The organism is Frigoribacterium sp. PhB116, from assembly GCF_004364285.1.
Lineage (GTDB): Bacteria > Actinomycetota > Actinomycetes > Actinomycetales > Microbacteriaceae > Frigoribacterium.
Genome location: NZ_SOBE01000006.1, coordinates 81179 through 103221 on the forward strand (window position 1 = coordinate 81179; position 22043 = coordinate 103221).

At 72.3% G+C, this 22043-nt stretch carries 16 protein-coding genes; 9 read left to right on the plus strand and 7 right to left on the minus strand.

All coding sequences use genetic code 11. The annotated features are described in order from the left end of the window. Nucleotides 1–50 precede the first annotated feature (50 nt). Nucleotides 51–1718 (plus strand): alpha-glucosidase, encoded by a 1668-nt coding sequence (locus EDF20_RS15030; RefSeq protein WP_133739249.1) that lies wholly within the window; start codon nucleotides 51–53, stop codon nucleotides 1716–1718. A gap of 143 nt (nucleotides 1719–1861) precedes the next feature. Here the strand turns inward: EDF20_RS15030 and EDF20_RS15035 are convergent, their stop codons facing one another. The 3 genes from EDF20_RS15035 to EDF20_RS15045 all read right to left on the minus strand — a co-directional run bounded on the left by EDF20_RS15035 (nucleotide 1862) and on the right by EDF20_RS15045 (nucleotide 5709). Continuing rightward, nucleotides 1862–2845 (minus strand): magnesium and cobalt transport protein CorA, encoded by a 984-nt coding sequence (locus EDF20_RS15035; protein ID WP_133739250.1) that lies wholly within the window; start codon nucleotides 2843–2845, stop codon nucleotides 1862–1864. Nucleotides 2846–3110: 265 nt separating this feature from the next. Continuing rightward, on the minus strand, nucleotides 3111–4763 hold the full coding sequence (locus EDF20_RS15040; RefSeq protein WP_166644847.1) for a signal peptidase I: 1653 nt from the start codon (nucleotides 4761–4763) through the stop codon (nucleotides 3111–3113). Nucleotides 4764–5091: 328 nt separating this feature from the next. Beyond that, complete coding sequence (locus tag EDF20_RS15045; protein WP_133739252.1) at nucleotides 5092–5709, minus strand: hypothetical protein; 618 nt, start codon at nucleotides 5707–5709, stop codon at nucleotides 5092–5094. A gap of 340 nt (nucleotides 5710–6049) precedes the next feature. Between EDF20_RS15045 and EDF20_RS15050 the strand changes: the two genes are divergently transcribed. Together EDF20_RS15050 and EDF20_RS15055 are read left to right on the plus strand one after the other, a co-directional pair. Further along, nucleotides 6050–6565, plus strand: coding sequence for a MarR family transcriptional regulator (locus EDF20_RS15050; protein ID WP_123548783.1), 516 nt, complete (start codon nucleotides 6050–6052; stop codon nucleotides 6563–6565). Between the two features lie 80 nt (nucleotides 6566–6645). Further along, a complete protein-coding gene (locus EDF20_RS15055; protein WP_133739253.1) occupies nucleotides 6646–7152 on the plus strand; it encodes a DinB family protein in 507 nt (168 codons plus the stop codon). Nucleotides 7153–7286: 134 nt separating this feature from the next. Here the strand turns inward: EDF20_RS15055 and EDF20_RS15060 are convergent, their stop codons facing one another. Together EDF20_RS15060 and EDF20_RS15065 are read right to left on the minus strand one after the other, a co-directional pair. Beyond that, nucleotides 7287–9377, minus strand: a complete 2091-nt coding sequence (locus EDF20_RS15060; RefSeq protein ID WP_133739254.1) for a DEAD/DEAH box helicase — start codon at nucleotides 9375–9377, stop codon at nucleotides 7287–7289. 354 nt (nucleotides 9378–9731) lie between these two features. Then, entirely contained in the window at nucleotides 9732–12869 is a 3138-nt protein-coding gene (locus EDF20_RS15065; RefSeq protein WP_133739255.1) for an efflux RND transporter permease subunit, read from the minus strand. Nucleotides 12870–13121: 252 nt separating this feature from the next. On the opposite strand from EDF20_RS15065, the gene EDF20_RS15070 reads away from it, so the two are divergent. Then, nucleotides 13122–14810 (plus strand): ATP-binding cassette domain-containing protein, encoded by a 1689-nt coding sequence (locus EDF20_RS15070; protein WP_133739256.1) that lies wholly within the window; start codon nucleotides 13122–13124, stop codon nucleotides 14808–14810. Nucleotides 14811–14967: 157 nt separating this feature from the next. Here the strand turns inward: EDF20_RS15070 and EDF20_RS15075 are convergent, their stop codons facing one another. Beyond that, nucleotides 14968–16494 carry a PLP-dependent aminotransferase family protein gene (locus EDF20_RS15075; RefSeq protein ID WP_133739257.1) on the minus strand — a complete coding sequence of 509 codons (1527 nt, stop codon included), beginning with the start codon at nucleotides 16492–16494 and terminating at the stop codon, nucleotides 14968–14970. A gap of 78 nt (nucleotides 16495–16572) precedes the next feature. Between EDF20_RS15075 and EDF20_RS15080 the strand changes: the two genes are divergently transcribed. The 5 genes from EDF20_RS15080 to EDF20_RS15100 all read left to right on the plus strand — a co-directional run bounded on the left by EDF20_RS15080 (nucleotide 16573) and on the right by EDF20_RS15100 (nucleotide 21771). Next, complete coding sequence (locus EDF20_RS15080) at nucleotides 16573–17241, plus strand: hypothetical protein (RefSeq protein ID WP_133739258.1); 669 nt, start codon at nucleotides 16573–16575, stop codon at nucleotides 17239–17241. 67 nt (nucleotides 17242–17308) lie between these two features. Then, a complete protein-coding gene (locus EDF20_RS15085; RefSeq protein WP_243833521.1) occupies nucleotides 17309–19597 on the plus strand; it encodes an APC family permease in 2289 nt (762 codons plus the stop codon). A 336-nt stretch (nucleotides 19598–19933) separates the two neighbouring features. Next, complete coding sequence (locus EDF20_RS15090) at nucleotides 19934–21070, plus strand: LCP family protein (protein WP_166644848.1); 1137 nt, start codon at nucleotides 19934–19936, stop codon at nucleotides 21068–21070. Between the two features lie 117 nt (nucleotides 21071–21187). Continuing rightward, nucleotides 21188–21406: a DUF3073 domain-containing protein gene (locus EDF20_RS15095; protein ID WP_123548772.1), complete on the plus strand. Its 219-nt coding sequence runs from the start codon at nucleotides 21188–21190 to the stop codon at nucleotides 21404–21406. Nucleotides 21407–21414: 8 nt separating this feature from the next. After that, complete coding sequence (locus tag EDF20_RS15100; RefSeq protein ID WP_133739260.1) at nucleotides 21415–21771, plus strand: VOC family protein; 357 nt, start codon at nucleotides 21415–21417, stop codon at nucleotides 21769–21771. A gap of 67 nt (nucleotides 21772–21838) precedes the next feature. On the opposite strand, the gene EDF20_RS15105 is transcribed toward EDF20_RS15100, so the two are convergent. Beyond that, complete coding sequence (locus EDF20_RS15105) at nucleotides 21839–22024, minus strand: hypothetical protein (protein WP_123548770.1); 186 nt, start codon at nucleotides 22022–22024, stop codon at nucleotides 21839–21841. Nucleotides 22025–22043: the final 19 nt, after the last annotated feature.

The window sequence follows — 22043 nt, forward strand, 5'->3', positions numbered from 1 at the left end:
CTCGAGACACGACCCCGTCCCCTGCCGGGGGCACGACAGAAGGAGGAGCGGTGCCGCACACCGACGCACCCTGGTGGACGTCCGCCACCGTCTACCAGATCTGGCCCCGCAGCTTCGCGGACGGGAACGGCGACGGCGTGGGCGACCTGGCGGGCATCCGCAGCAAGCTGGGGCACCTGCACGACCTCGGCGTCGACGTGATCTGGCTGTCGCCGATCTATCGCTCGCCGCAGGCCGACGCCGGCTACGACATCAGCGACTACGACGACATCGACCCGCTGTTCGGCACGCTCGACGAGTTCGACGAGCTGCTGGCCGAGGTGCACGGACTCGGCATGAAGCTCGTGATGGACCTCGTCGTCAACCACACGAGCGACGAGCACGCCTGGTTCGCCGAGTCGCGGTCGTCCGTCGACAGCCCCAAGCGCGACTGGTACGTCTGGCGCCCGCAGTCGGACGACGGGTCGCTGCCGACCGAGTGGCGCAGCGCCTTCAGCGGCCCTGCCTGGCAGCTCGACGAGGCGACCGGCGAGTGGTACCTGCACATGTTCGCGACGAAGCAGCCCGACCTGAACTGGCAGAACGCGGACATGCGCGCGGCCGTCTACTCGATGATGAACCGCTGGCTCGACCGCGGCGTCGACGGCTTCCGGATGGACGTCATCAACTTCATCGCCAAGACCCCCGCGTCGCTCGAGCCCGGCTCGGCCAGCTTCGAGATGGACCCGGCGATCCACGACCACCTGCAGGAGATGCACCGCGAGGTCTTCGCGAACCGCGGCGACCGCCAGCTCATCACGGTCGGCGAGATGCCCGGCGTCACGGTCGACGACGCCGCGCTCTTCACCGACCAGGCGCGCAGCGAGCTCGACATGGTGTTCCAGTTCGAGCACGTCGACCTCGACCGCGGTCCCGACTCGAAGTTCGACAACGTGCCGCTCGCGCTGACCGACCTGAAGCGGTCGCTCGGCCGCTGGCAGGAGGGCCTCGCCGAGCGCGGCTGGAACAGCCTCTACCTCGGCAACCACGACCAGCCCCGCAGCGTCTCGCGCTTCGGCGACGACGGCGCCCACCGGTACGAGTCGGCGACGATGCTGGCCGCCGTGCTGCACCTCCACCGCGGCACTCCGTACGTCTACCAGGGCGACGAGATCGGCATGACGAACGCCGGATTCACCTCGATCGACCAGTACCGCGACATCGAGTCGCTGAACTGGCACGAGGAGGCGCTGGCCGACGGAGCCTCGGAGGCCGACGTCCTCGAGGCGCTCCGCTTCCGCAGCCGCGACAACGCCCGCACGCCGGTGCAGTGGTCGGCGGGCGCCTCCGCCGGCTTCACGACGGGGACCCCGTGGATCGGGGTGAACCCGAACAGCGCCGAGCTGAACGTCGAGGCCGACCGCGCCTCCGGCGACCGCAGCGTCTTCGAGTTCTACCGCCGGCTGATCGCACTGCGGCACGAGTTGCCGGTGGTGCAGCTCGGCGACTTCGCGATGCTCGCGCCCGACGACGAGCGGCTCTACGCGTTCACGCGCACGCTCGGCGACGAGCGCCTGCTCGTGCTCGCCAACTGGTCGGGCGAGCCGTACGACCTCGACCCCGGGCTCGACCCGGTGCTGCGGCGCCGGTCGGTCCCCGAGGTGCTGGTCAGCAACGTGCCGCACGACCCCGGGTCGCTCACGCTCGCCCCCTGGGAGGTGCGCGTCCTGCGCGCGTGACCCCGCCTCCTCGTCCCCTCCCCTCCTCATTCAGGAAGATTCGTCCTGATCCGCGCAAGAGGGGGCACGGGGTTCCTGATCGGTGCACGAGCCAGGAACCCCGTGGCCGGCCTTCCTGAGTTCTGCCGGGAGGGGCGCGCCGCCTACAGCCAGCGCTTGAGCTTGAAGGCGCCCCAGAGCCCGCCGCCGATGCCCACCATCAGCGCGAGGGCGAACGGGTAGCCCCACTCCCAGTGCAGCTCGGGCATCACGTCGAAGTTCATGCCGTAGATCGCGCCGATCAGCGTCGGGGCGAAGAGGATGGCGGCCCAGGCCGAGATGCGCTTGGTGACGTCGTTCTGCACCTGGGCCACGAGCGTGGCGTTGAGCGACAGCGCGTTCTGCAGCACCGCGCGGAACGTGTCGGCGCGGTCGACGACGCGGATGACGTGGTCCTGCACGTCGCGCAGCCGGCGCTCGAGCTCGGTGCCGACCTGGTACTTCTCCCCGCCGCGCAGCAACCCGTCGAGCATGCCGACGAGCGGGCGGGTGGCCTTCTGGAAGTCCGCGACCTCGCCGAACAGCTCGTAGATGCGGCGCGAGACCCCGGCCTCGCCGGCGAACAGCTGCTGCTCGATCTCGTCGATGTCGTTCTCGAGCCCCTCGACGACCGGTGCGTACGCGTCGACGATCGCGTCGAGCACCGCCCAGAGGATCGCCTGCGGGCCCACCCGCAGCAGGTCGGGCTTGGCGCGCAGCCTCGACACGCTGCGCGCCAGGTAGCGCGAGTCGATGTCCGAGACGTGGTTGATGCCGATCAGGAAGTCCGGCCCGACGAAGAAGTGGATCTCGCCGAACTCGACCCGCTCCTCGGCGTCGAGGTAGACCGCCGGACGCACGACGACGAACAGGGTCGTGCCGTAGCGCTCGAGCTTGGCGCGCTGGTGGCCGTGGCCCGCGTCCTCGACGGCGAGCTCGTGCAGGTCGAAGCGGGCGGCCAAGGAGGCGAGCTCGGCCTCGTCGGGCTCGCTCAGCACCACCCAGGCGGTGCCGTGCGTCTCGGCGAGCGCCGCGTAGGTCTCGTCGAGCGTGTCGGGGCTCGCGGCGACTCGTCCGTCGACGTAGACGTCGTTGATCAGCAGGGGCATCCGCCCAGTGTCGCAGCCCGGCGGGCGCCGGATGGTTCCCCTCGACCTCGAGTGGTCCGAATCAGGCCCTCCACGAGCGGCAGACGACCAGACCTGACCACTCTGCGGGCCGGCCCGTCTAGTGGAGCCGGCCATCGCCTCCTCGCCCCCCGAGTGGTCCCAATTGGGCCCTGACCGAGCGGCGAAGGACGATTCCTGACCACGTGACAGGCCAGGGGGGCCGGAGGTCGGGGGCCGGACCGGGCCGGGCCGAGAGGGAGGCGGCTCAGCGGCCGTTCTTGACGTGCTGCGCGATCGTCGCGGCCGAGAGGGCCGTGTTGTACGCGGCCGTGTCGTCGAGGCTGCCCGAGAACCAGTAGTTCGCCGAGCTCGACGGGATGTTCGGCCAGCCGGAGAGGTTGTCGTAGCCGACGCGCCAGTAGCCGGTCATAGGCTCCCCGGCGGCGTTCGACATCGTGCCGACGACCGCACCGTCGACGTAGAGCGTGAGGACGCCCGCCGCGGTGACGGTGCCAGCGACGTGGTGCCAGGTGCCGTCGCGGTAGGTCTTCGTGGTGCTGACGGTCTTGGTGCCGCCGTTGTAGGTGCCGAACGTGATGACGCCGGTGCTGGACGCCCAGATCTGCCGGTCGTACTGGCCCGAGAGGCCGCTGGCCTGGTTGCCGAAGCCGATGATCTTGCCGCCGGTGCTGTTCGCGGGCAGGTTGATCCACGACTCCACGGTGAAGGCGGTCGGCGCCGTGACGGCGGGCGCGTTGGTGGTGACCGCGCCGGAGGTGCCGTTCAGCGTCACGTAGGGGCTCGAGCCGCAGGCGCCCGCGACGCGGGTGACGCCGGTCGAGAGGGTGCCGGCGCGGCCGGTCGAGCTGCTGTCGAGGGCGGAGGTGCCGGATCCCTCGTTGTAGCCGTACGAGAAGACGGGCGAGTCGGTGACGGCGGGCATCAGGCAGTCGTAGGCCGAGGCCGCGGCGAAGCTGCTCGTCTTGTTCGCGGCCTGCGACGAGAAGGCCGCGCCGGCACCGCCCGAGACGACGAGCGTGAGGGCGAGTCCGCCGACGAGGCCGGCGACGGCGAGGGTGCCGGCGGCGCCGCGCAGGCGACGGAGGCGGCGCTCACGACGGTCGGCGAGGCGCGTGCTGCGACGCGAGGCCGGGCCGGCGGCGGTGGCCGGGGCAGCGACGGAGGCGAGGACGAGCCCCGTGGAGACAGTCACGGTGGAGGTGCCCGAGACCGAGGCGCCGGAGGTGCCGGTCGCGGAGGAGGTGCCGGTCGCGTCCTCGGGAGCGCTGGCGGCGCCTCCTTCGCCCCGGCCCTCGCCCTTCAGCTCGCGCCGCAGCGAGCGGTCGGCCTGCGCGCCGAGCACGAGGAGCATCAGCGCGCTGCCCGTGACGAGCAGGTGGCCCCACTGGTGGCCGGCGGCCCAGACGAAGGGGGTGCCGATGTACGGCACGCGGAGGTAGCCGACGCCGACGACGGCGCTGCGGTCGATCGGGGTCGAGTCCGCGGTCGGGTTCGCGTCGCCCTTGGTGACGATCTGCGTGCCCTGGCCGTTGTCGTCGTAGCGGTGCAGGCGGAGGTGGTCGGCGTGGTCGGGGTCCTGGAACAGGAGCACCTGGCCGCGGTGGATGGACGACTCCGCGACCGGGCGGGCGACGACGACGTCGCCGGGGTGGATGCGCGGCTCCATCGAGCCGGTCATGACGGTGGTGGGGGTCCAGCCGATCACGGCGGGGACGGCGGCCCAGAGCAGCAGGCCGACCAGGGTGCCGAGCACGGTGCGCGAGAGGATGCCGACGACGATGCGGAGCCAGCCGAGGCGGGCGCTGGCGGTGCCGCTGGTGCTGGTCTCGTGGCCGCGGGCGCCGACGGCCGCGACGGAGGCGGTGGCCGGGTGACGAGGGACGTCGTACGTGGTCATGGCGTCCTCCTGTCTGGTCGGTGCGGGTGCCGGCGCTGGTGAGGCGCGGGGGCGGTGCTGGTGCGTGCTGGGCTGAGCTGGTGCTGGCGGGGCTGGTGGTGCGCTGCGCCCCAGGGGGCCGCGGGTCATCGGGCGACCCACGGACCCCTGCGTCGACGGTCCGGGCCGTCGTGGTGCGCGCCCGGCTGGTGACCGGGCAGGTGGCCCGCCGGCGGGTTCGGGAAGCCGGCGGAGCTGGCCCGTCGCCGCCCACGGGGGAGGAAGGCGGCGACGGGGTCGTGCCCCGTCGCCGCCCACTGGGAGGGAGACGACGGGAGTCGAGGCGGCTCTAGCTGTTCTGGGCTTCCCAGGTGAGGCCGAGCGAGGCGGTGCCGGACTGCGTCGTGTTGGGCGCAGCGTTCGAGACCGTGTACGAGACCTGGTAGACGCGGGTCTCCGAGGTCGTGGTCTGGGTGCCGGTGGTGCCCGTGGGGGCCCAGTTGCCGACGCCGTTGCTGAAGTTCGTGTAGCTGGCGCCGAAGCCGGCGAGCGTGCCGTTGTACAGCGACGATCCGGCGGCGAGGGGGGTGAAGCCCGAGCAGGAGCCGAAGCCGCCGCCGGTGCCCTGCACGACGCTGAGCGTGATGTTGGAGGCCAGGTTGTTCGTCGTCGCGGCGGCGGTCCCGTAGAGCTTGACAGTCGAGGCGAGCGTGCCGGTCGAGGTGACGGCGATGCAGTTGGTGCCGGTCGAGCCGGGCTTGAGGTTGGTGGCCGTGAACAGCGCGGTGTTCGAGTCGTCGTCGGTCAGCGCGACGGAGCCTGCGGTCCAGTTGCTGGTCGGGTTGACCGTGGTCGACGAGAAGGCCGAGTACGAGGCCTGCGAGACGACGACGCCGCTGGCGACGAGGGCGGCGGGGATGGCGATCCAGGCGGCGAGGCGGGCGGCGCGGGGGGTGGGACGGGACATCGTGGGCTCCAGGGGGTGAGAAGTGGTGGTGAGGCAATTCGGGTGGGGCGGCAGTTCTCGAGACAGTTCGTGGGGGCTGAGCATCTCGACTCCCGTGTCTCCCGGTGATCGAGAGGTTCGGTGTCCGTGTGGCTCGGTGCCCAAGTGGTACGACAATCAAGTTATTCGAGTGTCGAGTAGCTTGCAAGCCGAGGGATGCCCCCAGTGGTGGGGGGTACCTTTTCCGTCGTGTTGCTCGACGACCGAGCTATAGTGGGGTCACCGATCGTCGTGCGGAGTCACCAACCGCAGGGGGTCTCCCCTTCTCTCGCACCTCACGCCCCCTCCTTGGAGCGCACGAATGACCGACATCTCCCCCCAGCCCGCGGCCGGGACCGCCCCTCCCCGCGACGCCGACGGCCTCGTCGACGTCGACGAGGTGCTCTCCGCCTTCTCCACGCTCCTCGCGCAGAACGCCCGCGTCGAGCGCCTCGTCGCGACCCACTTCGGCATCGGCACCACCGACCTGACCTGCCTCGTCTTCGTCGCCAACAACCCCGACAGCACCCCCAAGCTCGCCGCCGAGGCGCTCGAGCTGTCGACCGGCGCCACCACGAGCCTCATCGACCGGCTCGAGAAGGCCGGCTTCGTGGCCCGGCGCGCGCACCCCACCGACCGCCGCAGCGTCGTGCTCGAGCTCGCCCCCGAGGGCCAGGCCGCCGTCGCCGAGACGGGCGAGTTCTACCGCAGCGCCTTCCGCGACGCGATCGACCCGCGCCAGCTCGACTTCCTCGCCTCGGTGATGCGCGCCATCGGCGACTCGCTGACGCGCCGCGCCGTCGACGACGACACGACGGGCGCGCAGGCCTCCCGCTGACGGGCTGCCCCACGGCGGCCAGGTCGCAGGCCGCCAGCCGCACCTGAGACGCCTCCGCGCCCCGGTCGTAGGGTGGCGCGATGACTCCCTCCGACGTGCTCATCGAGGCGTTCGACCGCCTCCCCGCCATCGCCGCCGCCGCCGCCGACGGCCTCTCGGTCGACGACCTGGCCTGGCGCCCTGACGCCGAGGCCAACACCATCGCCTGGCTGGTCTGGCACACCGCCCGCGGGCAGGACGTGCAGATCGCCGACCTCGCCGCCTCCCACCAGGTCTGGACCGCCGACGGCTGGGCCGACCGCTTCGCGCTCCCCTTCGACGACGCCGAGATGGGCTACGGCCAGTCGCCCGCGGAGGTGGGCGAGGTGCAGGCCGAGCCGCGCCTCCTCGTCGCCTACCTCGAGGCGGTCACGCTGCGCACCCGCGGCTACCTCGAGGGGCTGGACGCCGCCTCGTACACGGACGTCGTCGACGACGCGTGGGACCCGCCCGTCACCGCCGGCTCGCGCCTCGTGAGCATCCTCGGCGACTGCACGCAGCACCTCGGCCAAGCGTCGTACGTGCGCGGGCTGCTCGACCGCCGCTAGCGCCCGCACGGCGCACGGCCGGCCGCAGCCGCGTCCCTACGCAGAAGCGACGAACCTCCGTGATGTTCCCCGGAGGTTCGTCGCTCTCACGTCGCCCAGCGCCCGTAAGGGCCCCGAAGGAGGTGCGGTGCGGCCTAGACGCCGGCCAGCTGGTCGACGAGGGCGTCGCCCGAGCGGGCGTCGATCATCTCGGCCTCGATCTCGGCGCGGTCGAGCAGCTCCTCCATGCGGCGGCGACGGGGGCGCGTGATCAGCGTGACGACGGTGCCCTCCTTGCCGGCGCGGCCGGTGCGGCCCGAGCGGTGCAGGTACGTCTTGTACTCGTCGGGCATGTCGGCCTGGACGACGAGCTCGATGTCGTCGACGTGGATGCCGCGGGCGGCGACGTCGGTCGCGACGAGCACGTTGACCTTGCCGCTGGTGAGCAGGCCGAGGTTGCGCGTACGACGGGCCTGGTTCAGGTCGCCGTGCAGGCTGGTGGCGCGGATGCCCGCGTCCTCGAGCTGGTCGGTCAGCTGCTCGGCGAACGCACGGGTGCGCGCGAAGACGAGAGTCTTGCCGGGGCCCGACGCGAGCTGCTCGATGACGGCCGTCTTGTCGCGCTGCTCGATGACGAGCACGCGGTGGTCGATCGTCGAGCTGGCCTGGTCCTCGCCGGCGACCTCGTGCACGGCGGGCTTCACGAGGAACTCGTCGACGAGCTTCGCCACGCCCTTGTCGAGGGTCGCGCTGAAGAGCAGCTTCTGGGCACGGTCGCCGTTCGGCTTGACCTGGGCGGTCTCGCGGATGATGCGCTGCACCGGCTCGAGGAACCCGAGGTCGCACATGTGGTCGGCCTCGTCGAGCACCGTGATGACGACCTCGCTGAGGTCGAGTCGGCCCTGGTCGATCAGGTCCTCGATGCGGCCGGGGGTGCCGATCACGATGTCGACGCCGCGGTTCAGCGCGCCGACCTGGCGGGCCTGGGGCACGCCTCCGTAGACCTGTGTGGTGAACAGGCCGACCGAGCGGGCGATGGGCTGCACGGTGCGGTCGATCTGCATCGCGAGCTCGCGCGTCGGGGCGAGGATCAGCGCACGGGGACGGCGGCCCATCTTGCGGTTCTTCGCGCCGTTGTTCTCCATCAGCTTCTCGACGAGCGGGGCGCCGAAGGCGATGGTCTTGCCGGAGCCGGTGCGACCGCGGCCGAGCACGTCACGACCCGCGAGCACGTCGGGGATCGTCGCGGCCTGGATCGCGAACGGAGCGGCGGCGCCCATCGAGGCCAGCTGGCGCTCGATGTTGTCGCCGAGGCCGAGGTCGCCGAAGCTGACGCCCTCGACGTCCTGCGCCGTGAGCACCTCCGCCTGGAGCTTCTCGAGCTTGACGTCGTCCTCGGGCGAGTAGTGCGCGCCCTGGTCGCGCTTCGGGTAGAAGTCGGAGCTGGGCCCCTGGGAGCCGGTTCCGGGGCGGCGCGGAGCGCCGTCACGGCCGTGCGAGTAGGGAGCGTTGCGCTCGGCGGCGCCGGGGCCGCGGTCGCCGCGGTCGAAGCTGCGAGGGGCGCGGTCGTCGCGTCCGCCGCGGCTGTCGCGCCTGTCGCGGTCGAAGCTGCGGGGCGCGCGATCGTCGCGGCCGCCACGGGCGTCGCGGTCGTACGAGCCGCCGGAGGTGCGTCCGCCGCGCTCGGGACGGTCACCCCACGAACGGGCCGGCTGGTCGTCGCGGGGCGGGCGCCCGGCGGGCGTGTAGTTCTTGGGCGCGCGGTCGTCGCGGCGAGCGGGACGCTCGTTGCGGTCGTCGCGGCGGGCGGGACGCGCGTCGCGGTCGTACGGACGACCGCCGCGGTCGTCACGACCGCCGCTGTCGCGGGCCGGACGAGCATCGCGGTCCCAGCTGCGGGCGGGGCGTCCGTCGCGTCCGGCGCGGGCCGCCTCCTTGCCGCCGTCCCGGCCGAAGCGGGGGGCGCCTCCGTCGCGGCCGCGCTCGGCGTTGCGGGCGTCGTGGTCGCGGGGGGCGAAGCGGCTGTTCGAGGTCTTCTCGCGCGGCTCCCAGTTGGGGCGGCTGCTGCCGCTGCGGGGGGCCTCGCCGCGGCGCTCGGCGCGGGCGTCCGAGTTCCAGCGGTTCTTGCGCTCGGGGGCGCCGGCCTCGTCGGGGCGGTGGCCGCGGTGCGAGGAGCTCTTGGAGCCCGGCTTGCGGTGCGGGTCGGTGCCTCGCGAGCGTGAAGGAGTCTTGTCGTAGGGGGGCATGGTGTTCTTTCCGGGCTTGTGCGATGACGCGAAGAAATACCCGGGCAGCCATTGACCAGGACCGTTCACATACGTGAATTCATCCCGACGAGATCCGTCGTGAATCCGGCCCACAAGACGTACAAACCCTCATGTGTCCCGCTCGTCGCCTCCGGTGGTTGTCCGGGGAGCGACGCCGCAGGACGTGCGCGCCACAGGCACGCGGTCTTGAGCCGACCCACCTACGATACCCGACCCTCCCCCGGAACAGAACCCCCGCCTCCCCGGTTCGGCACCCTGCCCGCATGGCACGGTCCCGACGTGGAAACGACGAACCTCCGCAATGTCCTGCGGAGGTTCGTCGTTCTCGCGTCGCTACGCCGACGTGTCGGCCGAGGAGGCGCCCGAGACGCCCGCACGCCGGTCGGCCCGTCGCTCACGCCACCCCTCGTACAGCGAGTACAGCACCGGCAGCACGACCAGGGTCAGCACGGTCGACGACACGAGCCCGCCGATCACGACGACGGCCAGCGGCTGCGAGATGAACCCGCCGTGGCCGGTGATGCCGAGCGCCATCGGGGTCAGGGCGAAGATCGTCGCGGTCGCCGTCATCAGGATGGGCCGCAGCCTGCGCGACGCCCCCTCGAGCAGCGCCTCGCGTACCCGCAGGCCACGGGTCCGGTACTGGTTCACGAGGTCGATCAGCACGATCGCGTTCGTGACGACGATGCCGACCAGCATCAGCACGCCGATCAGCGACGCGACGCCGAGCGGGATGCCGGAGGCGAGCTGCAGCAGGATCGCGCCGGTCGCCGCGAACGGGATCGACACCAGCAGGAGGAGCGGCTGCAGCAGGCTGCGGAACGTCGCCACCATGACGATGTACACGATCAGGATCGCGATGAGCACCGCGAGGAACAGCTGCGAGAACGCGTTCGACTGGTCGGCGACGGCGCCGCCGACGACGGCGTCGGCCCCGGCGGGCAGGTCGAGCCCGGCGATCGCGTCGTCGACCTCGGTGCCGGCGCTCGACAGGTCGTCGCTCGACGGGGTCACGGTGACGGTGGCGCTCCGGACGGCGTCGGTCGTGGTGACCGAGGTGGGGCCGTTCGTCTGCTCGACCGTGGCGATCGAGTCGAGGCGCACGGGTCCGGTCGCGCTCGGCAGCTCGAGCGCGCGCAGCTCGTCGAGCGTCGCGGGCGGCGTCGGGTCGACCGTGTAGATGTCGACCGAGCTGTTCTCGATCTCGAGGGAGCCCACCCGGAACGGCTGCACGGCCTGCGAGACGATGCCGCCGACGGCGACCTCGCTGAGGCCGATGTCCGCTGCCGCCTCGCGGTCGACGACGACGCCGATGACCGGCTGGGCGGCCTGCAGGTTCGACCCGGCCTCGGCCGTGCCCGGCAGGTCGCCGACGGCGGTGAGCACGGTCTCGGTCGCGGTCTGCAGGGTGTCGGGGTCGGGCGCGGTCACGTCGACGGTGATGTCGTTGCTCGTGCCGAAGCCGCTCGACGCGGTCAGCTCGATGTCGCCCGCGTCGGCGACGTCGTCGAGGCGCGAGCGCACCTCGGCCTGCAGCGCGTCCTGGTCGGCGTCCTCGTTCGTCGTGATCGAGTAGGTGACGGTGCTGTCGCCGGTGCCGCCGAAGAAGCTGGCGATGGAGGTGCCGCTCGAGCCGATCGTGAGCTGCACCGTCTCGATGCCGTCGACGCCGTCGAGCTCCGTCTCGACCTTCGAGGCGGCGTCCGAGAGCACCTGCAGGCTGGAGGCGGGCGCCAGGGTCTGCGTGACGGTGAACGTGTTCTGCCCGCTCGCCCCGAGGAAGTTCGTCTTCATCAGCGGGATGGCCGCAGCCGTGCCGCCGAGCACCAGGACAGCGACGAGCAGGGTCACGACCGGGTGGCGGAGCGTGCCGCGCAGCACCGGCACGTAGACGCGGCGCAGCCGGTCGAGCGGCGCCGGGTCGGTCGGGTCGGAGGCGGCGGTCGTGAGGCGCTCCTGCGCCTGCTCGCCCGCAGCACCCGGCGCGTGCTTGTGCACCTTCGGCGCCCGCAGGAACCAGTACGCGAGCACCGGCACGATCGTCAGCGAGACGAACAGCGACGCGAGCAGCGCGATGGTCACCGTCAGCGCGAAGGGCCGGAACAGCTCGCCGGTGATGTTGCCGACGAAGGCGAGCGGCAGGAACACGACGACGGTCGTGACGGTCGACGCCGTGACGGCGCCCGCGACCTCGCGGACGGCGGTGGTGATCGACGCGACGCGGCCGTCGCCTCCTGCGAGGTGCCTCTTGATGTTCTCGATGACGACGATGGAGTCGTCGACCACGCGCCCGATGGCGATGGTGAGCGCACCCAGCGTCAGGATGTTGAGCGTGTAGCCGGCGGCCTGCAGGCCGATGAAGGTGATGAGCACGCTCGTCGGGATGCTGATCGCGGTGACGATCGTCGAGCGCACCGACAGCAGGAACACGAGGATGACGATCACCGCGAAGACGAGCCCGAGCAGCCCCTCCTCCGCCAGCGCGTCGATCGACTGCTGGATGAACGGCGCCTGGTCGAAGACGATCGAGAGGTCGACGTCCGAGCCGAGGTCGGAGGCGAGCGACGGCAGGGCATCTTGCACGGTGGTCGACACGTCGACCGTGTTGGCGTCGAGCGTCTTGGTGACCGCGATCGTGAGGGCGTCCTGGCCGTCGACACGGCTGATCGAGGTGACGGGCGCGCCGCTGAGGGCCACGTCGGCGACGTCGTCGATCGTGACCGCCGAGGTGCCGCCGAGCAGCGGCAGGGCCGCGACCTCGTCGGTGCTCGTGAGGCGCTGGCCGGCCTGGATCGAGAGGGTCTGGCCGTTCTCGGTCAGCGTGCCGCCGGGGATGAGGGTGCCGTTCGCGTCGAGGGCGTCCTGGAACGCCTGCGTGGTGAGGCCCGCCGCGGCGAGCGCCGTGCTGTCGGGCGTGATGACGACGCGCTGGCCGGCGTCGCCGTAGATCGAGGCCTCGCGCACGCCGTCGAGCTTCTGCAGGTCGGGCACGGTCGTGTTCGTGAGCCGGTCGACGAGCGCCTGGGTGTCGTCAGCCGAGTAGCCGGTGACCGCGATCTGGACGATGGGCAGGTCGTCGAGGCTGCCGGTGACCACCTGGGTGTCGACGCTGTCGGGCAGCGTCAGCCGGTTGATCGCCGACTGGATCTTCTGCTCGGCCGCGCCGAGGTCGGTGCCGTAGGTGAACTCGGCCGAGACCGTGCTCTGCGACGTGCTCGACGTCGCGGTGGTGCCCTCGAGCCCGGGGATGATCTGCACCGCCTGCTCGATCGGCGTCGAGACGTCGTCGTTGACCACCTCGGGCGTCGCGCCGGGGTACGAGCTGACGATCGCGATCTGCGGGAACTGCACGTTGGGCGCGAGCTCTTGCTTGAGCGACGTCAGCGCGATGCCGCCGAAGACGGCGACGACGATGGTGACGAGGGCGATCAGCGCGCGGTTGCGCAGGCTGAAGACGGACAGAAGATGCACGAGGCTCCGGTGGTGAGAGGGAGGGGACGACGAAGGAGGCGACGGTGACGACGTGCACCGCGCCTCCATTGTCACCAGCCTCTCTGGGAACTGGCGGCGCTTTCTCACACGCTGTGCAGAGGTGGTGCGGTCGACACAATGGTGGAGGAGCCGATAGCCTGCTCGGCTGCCCACTTCGCGGCGGCACCTGCACGCTCAGCCGGACGACCGCGTCGCACCGCCGAGACCGCCACCCCCACAGAGAGACCTCCCATGGGCTACATCGACGTCAACCGCGTGTCCTACGCACTCGCCGACGGCAGGCCGCTGCTCGACGAGGTGTCGTTCCGCGTCGGCGAGGGCCAGAACGCGGTGCTGATCGGGGCGAACGGGGTCGGCAAGTCGACCCTGCTGCGGATGGTCCGGGGTGAGCTCCGGGCCGACGAGGGCGCGATCAGCATCGACGGCGGCCTCGGGGTGATGGACCAGTTCGTCGGCCACGTCCGCGACGACAGCACCGTGCACGACCTCCTCGTCGGCATCGCGCCGCCTGCCGTCCGCGACGCCGCGCGCGCCCTCGACGCGGCCGAGCTCGCCCTGGTCGAGCACGACGTCACCGAGACGCAGATGGCGTACGCCACGGCGCTCTCCGACTACGCGGACGCCGGGGGCTACGACGTCGAGACCCTCTGGGACACCTGCACCACCGCCTCCCTCGGCGTGCCCTGGGAGCGCGCTCGCTGGCGGCAGGTGTCGACGCTCAGCGGCGGCGAGCAGAAGCGGCTCGTGCTCGAGGCGCTGCTCCGCGGGCCAGAGCAGGTGCTGCTGCTCGACGAGCCCGACAACTACCTCGACGTCCCCGGCAAGCGCTGGCTCGAGGAGGCGCTGGTGGCGACCCCCAAGACCGTCCTGCTGGTCAGCCACGACCGCGAGCTGCTCGGCCGTGTCGCCGACCGCGTCGTCACGATCGAGACCGGGGCGGCCGGCAACACCGCCTGGACCCACGGCGGCTCGTTCCGCACCTACCACCAGGCCCGGGCCGACCGGATGGACCGCCTCGACGAGCTCCGCCGCCGGTGGGACGAGCAGCACGAGAAGCTCCTGACCCTGGTGCGGAACCTCAAGGTCAAGGCGACCGCGATGGACAGCATGGCGTCGCGGTACCAGGCGGCCCTGACGCGTCTGCACAAGTTCGAGCTCGCCGGCCCTCCCCAGGAGCGCCCGCCCGAGCAGGACCTCAAGATGCGCCTGACCGGCTCGCGCACCGGCAAGCGGGTGGTGGTCTGCGAGCAGCTCGAGCTGACCGGGCTGATGGCGCCGTTCGACGCCGAGCTGTGGTTCGGCGAGCGGATCGCCGTGCTCGGCTCGAACGGGTCGGGCAAGTCGCACTTCCTCAGGCTGCTGGCGCGCGGAGGCACAGATCCCGACCCGCGCGACGGCCACGTGACGACCGTGGGCGGCACTCTCGCCCCCGTGCCGCACACCGGCCGGGCCGTCCTCGGCGCCCGCGTCGTGCCGGGCTGGTTCGCGCAGGCGCACGAGCACCCGGCGATGATCGGGCGCACCCTGCTCGAGATCGTGCACGAAGGCGACGACGAGCGTCGGGGCCTCGGTCGCGAAGCCGCCAGCCGCGCCCTCGACCGCTACGGGCTGGTGGGGTCGGCCGAGCAGGTCTTCGAGTCGCTCAGCGGCGGGCAGCAGGCCCGGCTCCAGATCCTGCTGCTCGAGCTGAGCGGCGCGACCCTCCTGCTGCTCGACGAGCCCACGGACAACCTCGACATCGTCTCGGCCGAGGCACTCGAGGAGGCGCTCGACCGGTTCGAGGGGACGGTCATGGCCGTCACCCACGACCGGTGGTTCGCCCGCTCGTTCGACCGGTTCCTCGTGTTCGGCAGCGACGGCGACGTCTACGAGGCGCCCGGCCCGGTCTGGGACGAGAAGCGGGTGCAGCGGGCCCGCTGAGCGGGCCCCGCTGGCCGACGGACGAGCTACACCCCTGAACCCGCACTACACCCGCTGATTCGGGGGTGCAGTGCAGGATCAGGGGTGTGACGCGCCGCCGCGCAGCCGCCGCAGCCGCCGCGGCGGCCCCGCAGCCGCCGCTCGTCGACGCGACGGGCTAGACGACCTCGGCCATCAGCGCCCCGCGCGGCGCCTGCACGCCGTCGATGCCGTCCCAGGCGGCGGCGAGCGCCGCGAGCGCCCTGTCGGTCTCGTCGTCCGGGTACGAGTAGGGCACCCGCAGGAACCGCTCGAACGCCCCGTCGACGCCGAACATCGGCCCGGCCGCGAGCAGCAGCCCGTGCCGGCGGGCGGCGAGCACGAGCTGCGAGCTGACCGGTGCGCCGAGGCCCACCCACGTCGTGAGGCCGCCGGCCGGCGACGGCACGCTCCAGCCGGGGAACGCGCTGCGGAGGCCGGCGACGAGCCGGTCGCGACCGTGCCTCAGTTGTCGGGAGCGCGCCTCCAGCACGCCGTCCATGTCGCCGAGCAGGTCGGCGACGATCAGCTGCTCGAGCACCGGGGTGCCGAGGTCGCCGGCCGAGCGGGCGCGCACGAGGCGCTCGACGAGGGGTCGCTCGGCGCGGATCCAGCCGATCCGCAGCCCGCCCCAGAGCGACTTGCCGACCGAGCCGATCGTGACGGCGGGCCCGTAGGCCGCCATCGGCAGCGGCCGAGCAGCGGCGAGAACAGCGGCACCGGCACTGGTACCGGCACCAGCGCCAGCACCCGCACCCGCACCCGCACCGGGGAAGGAGGCGCCCCGCGGCCCCCCGACGACGAGCTCGGCCATCGTCTCGTCGGCGATCACGATCGTCCCCTCGTCCGCCGCGGCCTCGAGCACGCGCACCCGCTGCGCCTCGGGCATCGTCGCCCCGGTCGGGTTGTGGAAGTCGGGCATCAGGTAGGCGACGGGCGGGCTCGTGCGCCGCAGCGTCTGCAGCAGCGCCGACTCGTCCCACCCCTCGTCGACGGTCACGCTGACGGGCGCGAGCCGGGCACCCGCGGCCCGCAGCGCCTCGAACGCGTGCGGATAGCCGGGGGTCTCGACGACGGCCCGGTCGCCGCGGCCGACCAGGACCCGGGCCAGCAGGGCGATGGCGTGCTGGGCGCCGAGGGTGACGACGATCTGGTCGGCGCTCGTCTCGAGGCCACGGGCGCGGTAGCGGGCCGCGATCGCCTCGCGCAGCACCGGACGGCCGACGGTGTCGTAGCCGGGCTCGGAGAGGTAGGCGCCGAGGCGTCCCGCGGCTCGCTGCGCCGCCTCCGCGATGCCGCCGACGGCGGGCATGGCCGCCTTGGTGAAGTCGAGCACGTCGCCCTCGGCGGCGGGCCGCGTCGACCGGACCTTCGCCTGGTCGGGCAGCCGCACGACGCTGCCGCTCCCCCGCAGGCTCGTGACGTGGCCGGCGTCGCGCAGTGCGGCGTAGGCCGCGGCGACGGTCGTGCGGCTGACCCCGAGGTGCGTCGCGAGGTCGCGCTCGCTCGGCAGGCGCGTGCCCACCGAGAGCCGGCCGTCGAGCACGAGCAGGCGGATGCGGTCGGCGAGCGCGGCGTAGCCGGGCGACGAGGAGGCGCGCCACGAGTCGAGCAGCACCCCCAGCGCCCGCGACGACACGGCCGGTCCGCTCGTGACGATGCTCATGCGACGACAGCTCTCATGCAGCCACACTAGGCCGATTGGACTCTTGCTACCAGGCCGCTCGCCCGATTGGATCGGTCCATGCTCCTCACCCGCCGCCTCCTGCAGCTCCTCGTCGGCCTCTTCCTCTACGGCGTCGCCATCGCGCTGATGGTGCGCGCCGGCATCGGGGTCGCCCCGTGGGACGTGCTGACGCAGGGCATCGTGACGCAGACGGGCCTCGGCTTCGGCCTCGTCGTGTTCCTCACGAGCGTGCTCGTGCTGCTGCTCTGGATCCCCCTCCGACAGAGGCCGCGCTTCGGCACGATCGCCAACGCGCTGCTCGTCGGGCCCTTCGCCGACCTGGGCCTGCACGTGCTGCCGCAGCAGACGGTGTGGTGGGCGCAGGCCCTGACCTTCGCGCTCGGCCTGCTGCTGCTCGCCGCCGCGAGCGGCCTCTACATCGGCGCGGCGTTCGGGCCCGGTCCGCGCGACGGCCTGATGCTCGGCCTGCACCGCCGGTTCGGGGTCCGGGTCGGGGTGGCCCGTACAGCGATCGAGGTGACGGTGCTCGCGATCGGGTGGCTGCTGGGCGGCCAGGTCGGCATCGGCACGGCGCTCGAGGCCGTCCTGATCGGGCCGATGGTGGCCTTCGCGCTGCCGCTCTTCGCACCCCGTGCGACACGTGTAGCCGAACCCTCGACCGACTCGACCACCGCCTCCGGCACGACCACCGGCCCGGTCCCGACGACCACCTCGACGGCCGCCTGACGAATCGGGAATACGCCGTCGACGCCGCGAGTTGACAGGCCCTCGGCGCGGAGTAGAGTCGCCGCTCGTGACTGACGACACCAGGTCGCCGAAGCGGTGGCTGATCGGTGAACCCCTCCCCTCGGAGAAGCTCGAGGGCCAGCTGCTCCCGAAGCACCTCGCCCTCCCGATCTTCGCCAGCGACCCGCTGAGCTCCGTGGCGTACGCGCCGCAGGAGCTGCTGATGATCCTGCTGATCGGCGGGCTCGGGTTCCTCACGCTCGCGCCGTGGGTCGCGGTCGCGGTCGTCGTGCTGCTGCTCGTCGTCGTGGCGTCGTACCGCCAGCTGATCAAGGCCTACCCCTCAGGAGGCGGCGACTACGAGGTCGCCCACCGCAACCTCGGCGAGAAGGCCGGCCTCGTCGTGGCCTCCGCCCTGCTGGTCGACTACGTGATGACGGTCGCCGTGTCGGTCGCGTCGGGCGTGGACAACATCATCTCGGCCGTGCCCGAGCTGGCGCCGGTCCGGGTCGAGCTGGCGATCTTCTTCGTCATCGCGCTGGCCGCGGTGAACCTCCGCGGCGTGCGCGAGTCGAGCAAGGCCTTCGCCGTGCCGACCTACCTCTTCGTGTCGAGCGTCTTCGTCATGATCGTGATCGCGCTCGTCCGCACCGCCCTCGGCGACCCGCCGGTGGCCGAGAGCGCCGGGTACACGGTCCAGGCCGACCAGCTGACGCAGGCCGCCTTCATCCTGTTGCTGCTGCGCGCCTTCTCGAGCGGCTGCTCGGCCCTCACCGGCGTCGAGGCGATCGCCAACGGCGTGCCCGCGTTCCGCCGGCCCAAGGTGCAGAACGCCCAGAAGACGCTCGTGCTGATGGGCAGCATCGCCATCGTGCTGTTCGCCGGGCTGGTCGCCGTGGCCCTGATCGCGAAGGTGCACTACGCCGAGGACGCCTGCGACCTGCAGGGCTTCGTCGACTGCGAGGGCACCCCGCAGCGCAGCCTGATCGCCCAGATCGCCAGCGCCGTGTTCGGCGGCTCGCTGTTCGGCATCCCCTTCTACCTGATCCAGGCGTGCACGGCGGCGGTGCTGCTGCTGGCCGCCAACACGGCGTTCAACGGGTTCCCGCTGCTCGGCTCGATCCTGGCCCGCGACCAGTACGCCCCCAAGGCGCTCAACACCCGCGGCGACCGCCTCATCTACTCGAACGGCGTCATCGTCCTGGCGCTCGTCGCCTGCGCGATCCTGCTCGTCTACCAGGCCAGCGTCACCGGGCTGATCCAGCTCTACATCATCGGCGTCTTCGTGTCGTTCACGCTCGGGCAGACCGGCATGGTCGTGCACTGGACCCGCATGCTGCGTGAGGGCTGCGCCGACCGTGGCGCCGTCTACCGTGCCCGGGGCATCAACGCCTTCGGGGCCCTGCTCACCGCCTCCGTGCTGATCGTCGTGACCGTGACGAAGTTCACCCACGGAGCGTGGCTGGTGTTCGTGATCATGCCGATCCTGTTCACGCTGATGCTCGGCGTGAACCGCTACTACCGCGACGTCCGGGTCGAGATCGAGCCCGACGCGACGACGCAGTTCGGCTCGCACGGCGACCACGCGATCGTGCTCGTCGGCACGATGCAGAAGCCGGTGCTCAAGGCACTCGACTACGCGATCGCCGCCCGGCACGAGTCGCTCGAGGCGATCCACGTCGGCATCGACGACGAGGCCACCGCGCTGCTGCAGCGGCAGTGGGCCGAGCAGGAGATCGAGGTGCCGCTCCGCATCGTCGCGTCGCCCTACCGCGACATCAGCATGCCGCTGATCAAGTACATCAAGGCGCACCGGGCCGAGCACGGCTCCGAGGTCGTGACGATCTACACGCCGATCTACATCGTCGGCCACTGGTGGGAGGCGGCGCTCCACAACCACAAGAGCCGCCGGATCCGCCAGAAGCTGATGCTCGTGCACGGCGTGACGATCTCGCTCGTGCCCTGGCTGCTCGACTCGTCCGAGATGCTCTACGGCCGCCGGTCGCGGCCGATCCCCGGCCAGGACCGTCGCGGCGAGCCCATCCGTCCCCTGCCCCGGCGCCCGCTCGGGCCGGCCGGGTCCGTGCCCGCAGGAGGCGCGGGTCCGGCCGGCAGGTCCGGCGCAGCCGTCGAGGGCGGTGCCGTCCACCGCGGCCTCGTGGTCGACGCGGAGCGCGACGCCCCCGGTGCCGACTCGACCGCCGCCCCCTCGGGCGAGGTCCACGCCCCTGGTCCGAAGCAGACGCCGCGTGCCCCCGGCAAGGGCCAGAACGTGGGGAACGCCCGCCGTGGCGACGCGGCCCGGCGGGCCCGCTCGGCGGCCCGCAACGGCACGGGCCCCCGCCGCAAGAAGTAGCGCGCGGGCTGCGCCGGCGCCCGGCCCGCGCCGGCGCCCGGCCCGCACCGGCGCCCGGCCCGCGCCGGCGCCCGGGCCGCGCCGGCCGAACTGCGCGGAATGGGACGTGGTGGACGGGGGCCCACGGCCATGTCGTCCCTTTTCGTCTGATCTCCCGCCGCGAGCAGGCGGCTGCGGCGGCTGAGGCGGCGGCGGAGCCTGGGCATCGTCTCGACATCGTCGACACAGCCTGGACTGATGTATCACCCGCGAGATATCGTCGGATCGGCCCTCGAGAGACGAGGGCGAGCCTGCCCACCCGGGCGGGCACCCGCCGACGCATCCCGGAGCACCACCATGGACGACCTCTCTGCCCTCGGGCTGGGCCGCGACGACGACGCGACCACCTCCTCCTCACCCGCCTCCTCAAGCGACGGCGAGCGCGACGAGCGCGACGAGGGCCGCGGCCGCCGCGGCCGACGCAGGCCCCGCTCCCGTGCCGCCCGCGCCCTGATCGGGGTCAGCCTCGCGCTCGTCGCCCTGCTCGTGGTGGCAGGCGTCGCCGCCGGTGGGTTCGCGCTGCACCTGGCCTCGTCGTGGGACGACGCGACCACGAGCCTCGACGACGCGTTCCCCGCCGACGCCGACCGGCCCGCCCCCGCGGACGACGGCTCGGTGAACGTGCTGCTGATGGGCTCCGACTCCCGGGGCGACGAGACGACGCTCGACGACGGGTCGCCCTCCGACCAGCGCACGGACACGATGATGCTGCTGCACGTCGACGCCGACCGGCAGCACGCCTCGGTGATGTCGGTCATGCGCGACCTGTGGGTGCCGATCCCCGGCCGCGGCGAGGGCAAGGTCAACTCCGCCTTCGCGCGCGGCGGCAGCCCGCTCGCGGTGCAGACCGTCGAGCAGCTGCTCGGCGCACGCGTCGACCACGTGGCGATCATCGACTTCGACGGGTTCGCCGACATGACGACCGCGCTCGGCGGAGTCGACGTGGTGAGCGAGAAGGCGTTCCGCAGCACGGCGTCCGACCGCAGGTCCGCCCACGAGTACGTGCAGGGCGTCAACCACCTCGAGGGCGACTCCGCCCTCGCCTTCGTCCGCGAGCGCAGCGCGTTCGCCGACGCCGACTTCCAGCGGGTGGAGAACCAGCAGGCGTTCCTCGACGGCGTCCTCCGCACCCTCGTCAGCCGGGCGACCCTCACCGACCCGACGCGGGTCACCGGCTTCCTCGCCGCGACCGCGCCGCACGTCACGGTCGACGCCGACCTCGACGCCGGCACCCTCGTGGCGCTCGGGGCCGGCCTCCGTGGCCTGCGTCCCGACGACGTCGACTTCTTCACCGTCCCGACCGCCGGCACCGGCACCTCGGCCGACGGCCAGTCGATCGTCCTCCCCGACGACGCGGCGATCTCCGAGCTCCGCGACGCCCTCCGCGACGACCAGGTGCGAGCGTTCCTCGACGCCCGTGGGGCCCGCCCGTGACAGGCCGTCAGGGCTGGGGGCACATGCTAAGATCGATGCAGTTTTGCAACGTCACCTGTCGGTAGTTCCCGGTTCGTCCGACACCGTTTCCGGGCCGAATTCACGAGGGGGTCACGCATGGGGCGCGGCCGTCAAAAAGCCAAGCACACCAAGGTCGCCAGAGAGCTGAAGTACTTCAGCCCTGACACCAACTACGGTGCGCTCGAAAAAGAGCTTGCGACCAAGAGCGATTCCGACGAGTACGTCGACCGGTGGGCCGACGACTTCGAGGACGACTCCGACGTGGACACCGACCTCGACGAGGGTGCGGACGACCACCAGAGCAAGAGCGCCTAGGCGCGACCATGTCGCTCGAGTGGGAACAGGTCGTCGTCGACGCTCTCGACCCTGACGCGCTCGCCGCCTGGTGGCGCGAGGCGCTCGGCTGGGTCGACATCAGCGAGCCGGGCGACGAGCCCGAGCTGCGGTCGGCCCCCGACTCGCTCCCCGGGCTGCTGTTCGTGCACGTGCCCGAGCCCAAGACCGTCAAGGACCGGCTGCACCTCGACTTCCGTCCGGACGACCAGGCGGCCGAGGTCGCGCGGCTCGAGGCCCTCGGTGCCGTGCGCGTCGACGTCGGCCAGGCCGACGCCTCCTGGGTGGTGCTCGCCGACCCCGAGGGCAACGAGTTCTGCGTGCTCGGCTCGCGCCGCACCTCCTAGCGCCCGTCGCGCGCACCGTCTCCGGTCGCGAGCATCCGCAGCGCCGAGGAGGCACCGGCCCGGTCCGCTAGCCGACGAGCTGCCCCAGCACGGGCATCAGGCCCATCGCGACGACGAGCACGAGCCCGCCCGCGGTGAGGAACGCCACGCGCTTGCCGCCGGTCACGGGCGAGACGCCTCGCCGGGGAGCCGGGGTGAGGGGCACGCGGGTGACGCGTGCGACCGGGAGGCTGGTGGGGGTGTGAGTGGTCATCTGGTCGACTCCTTCGTCG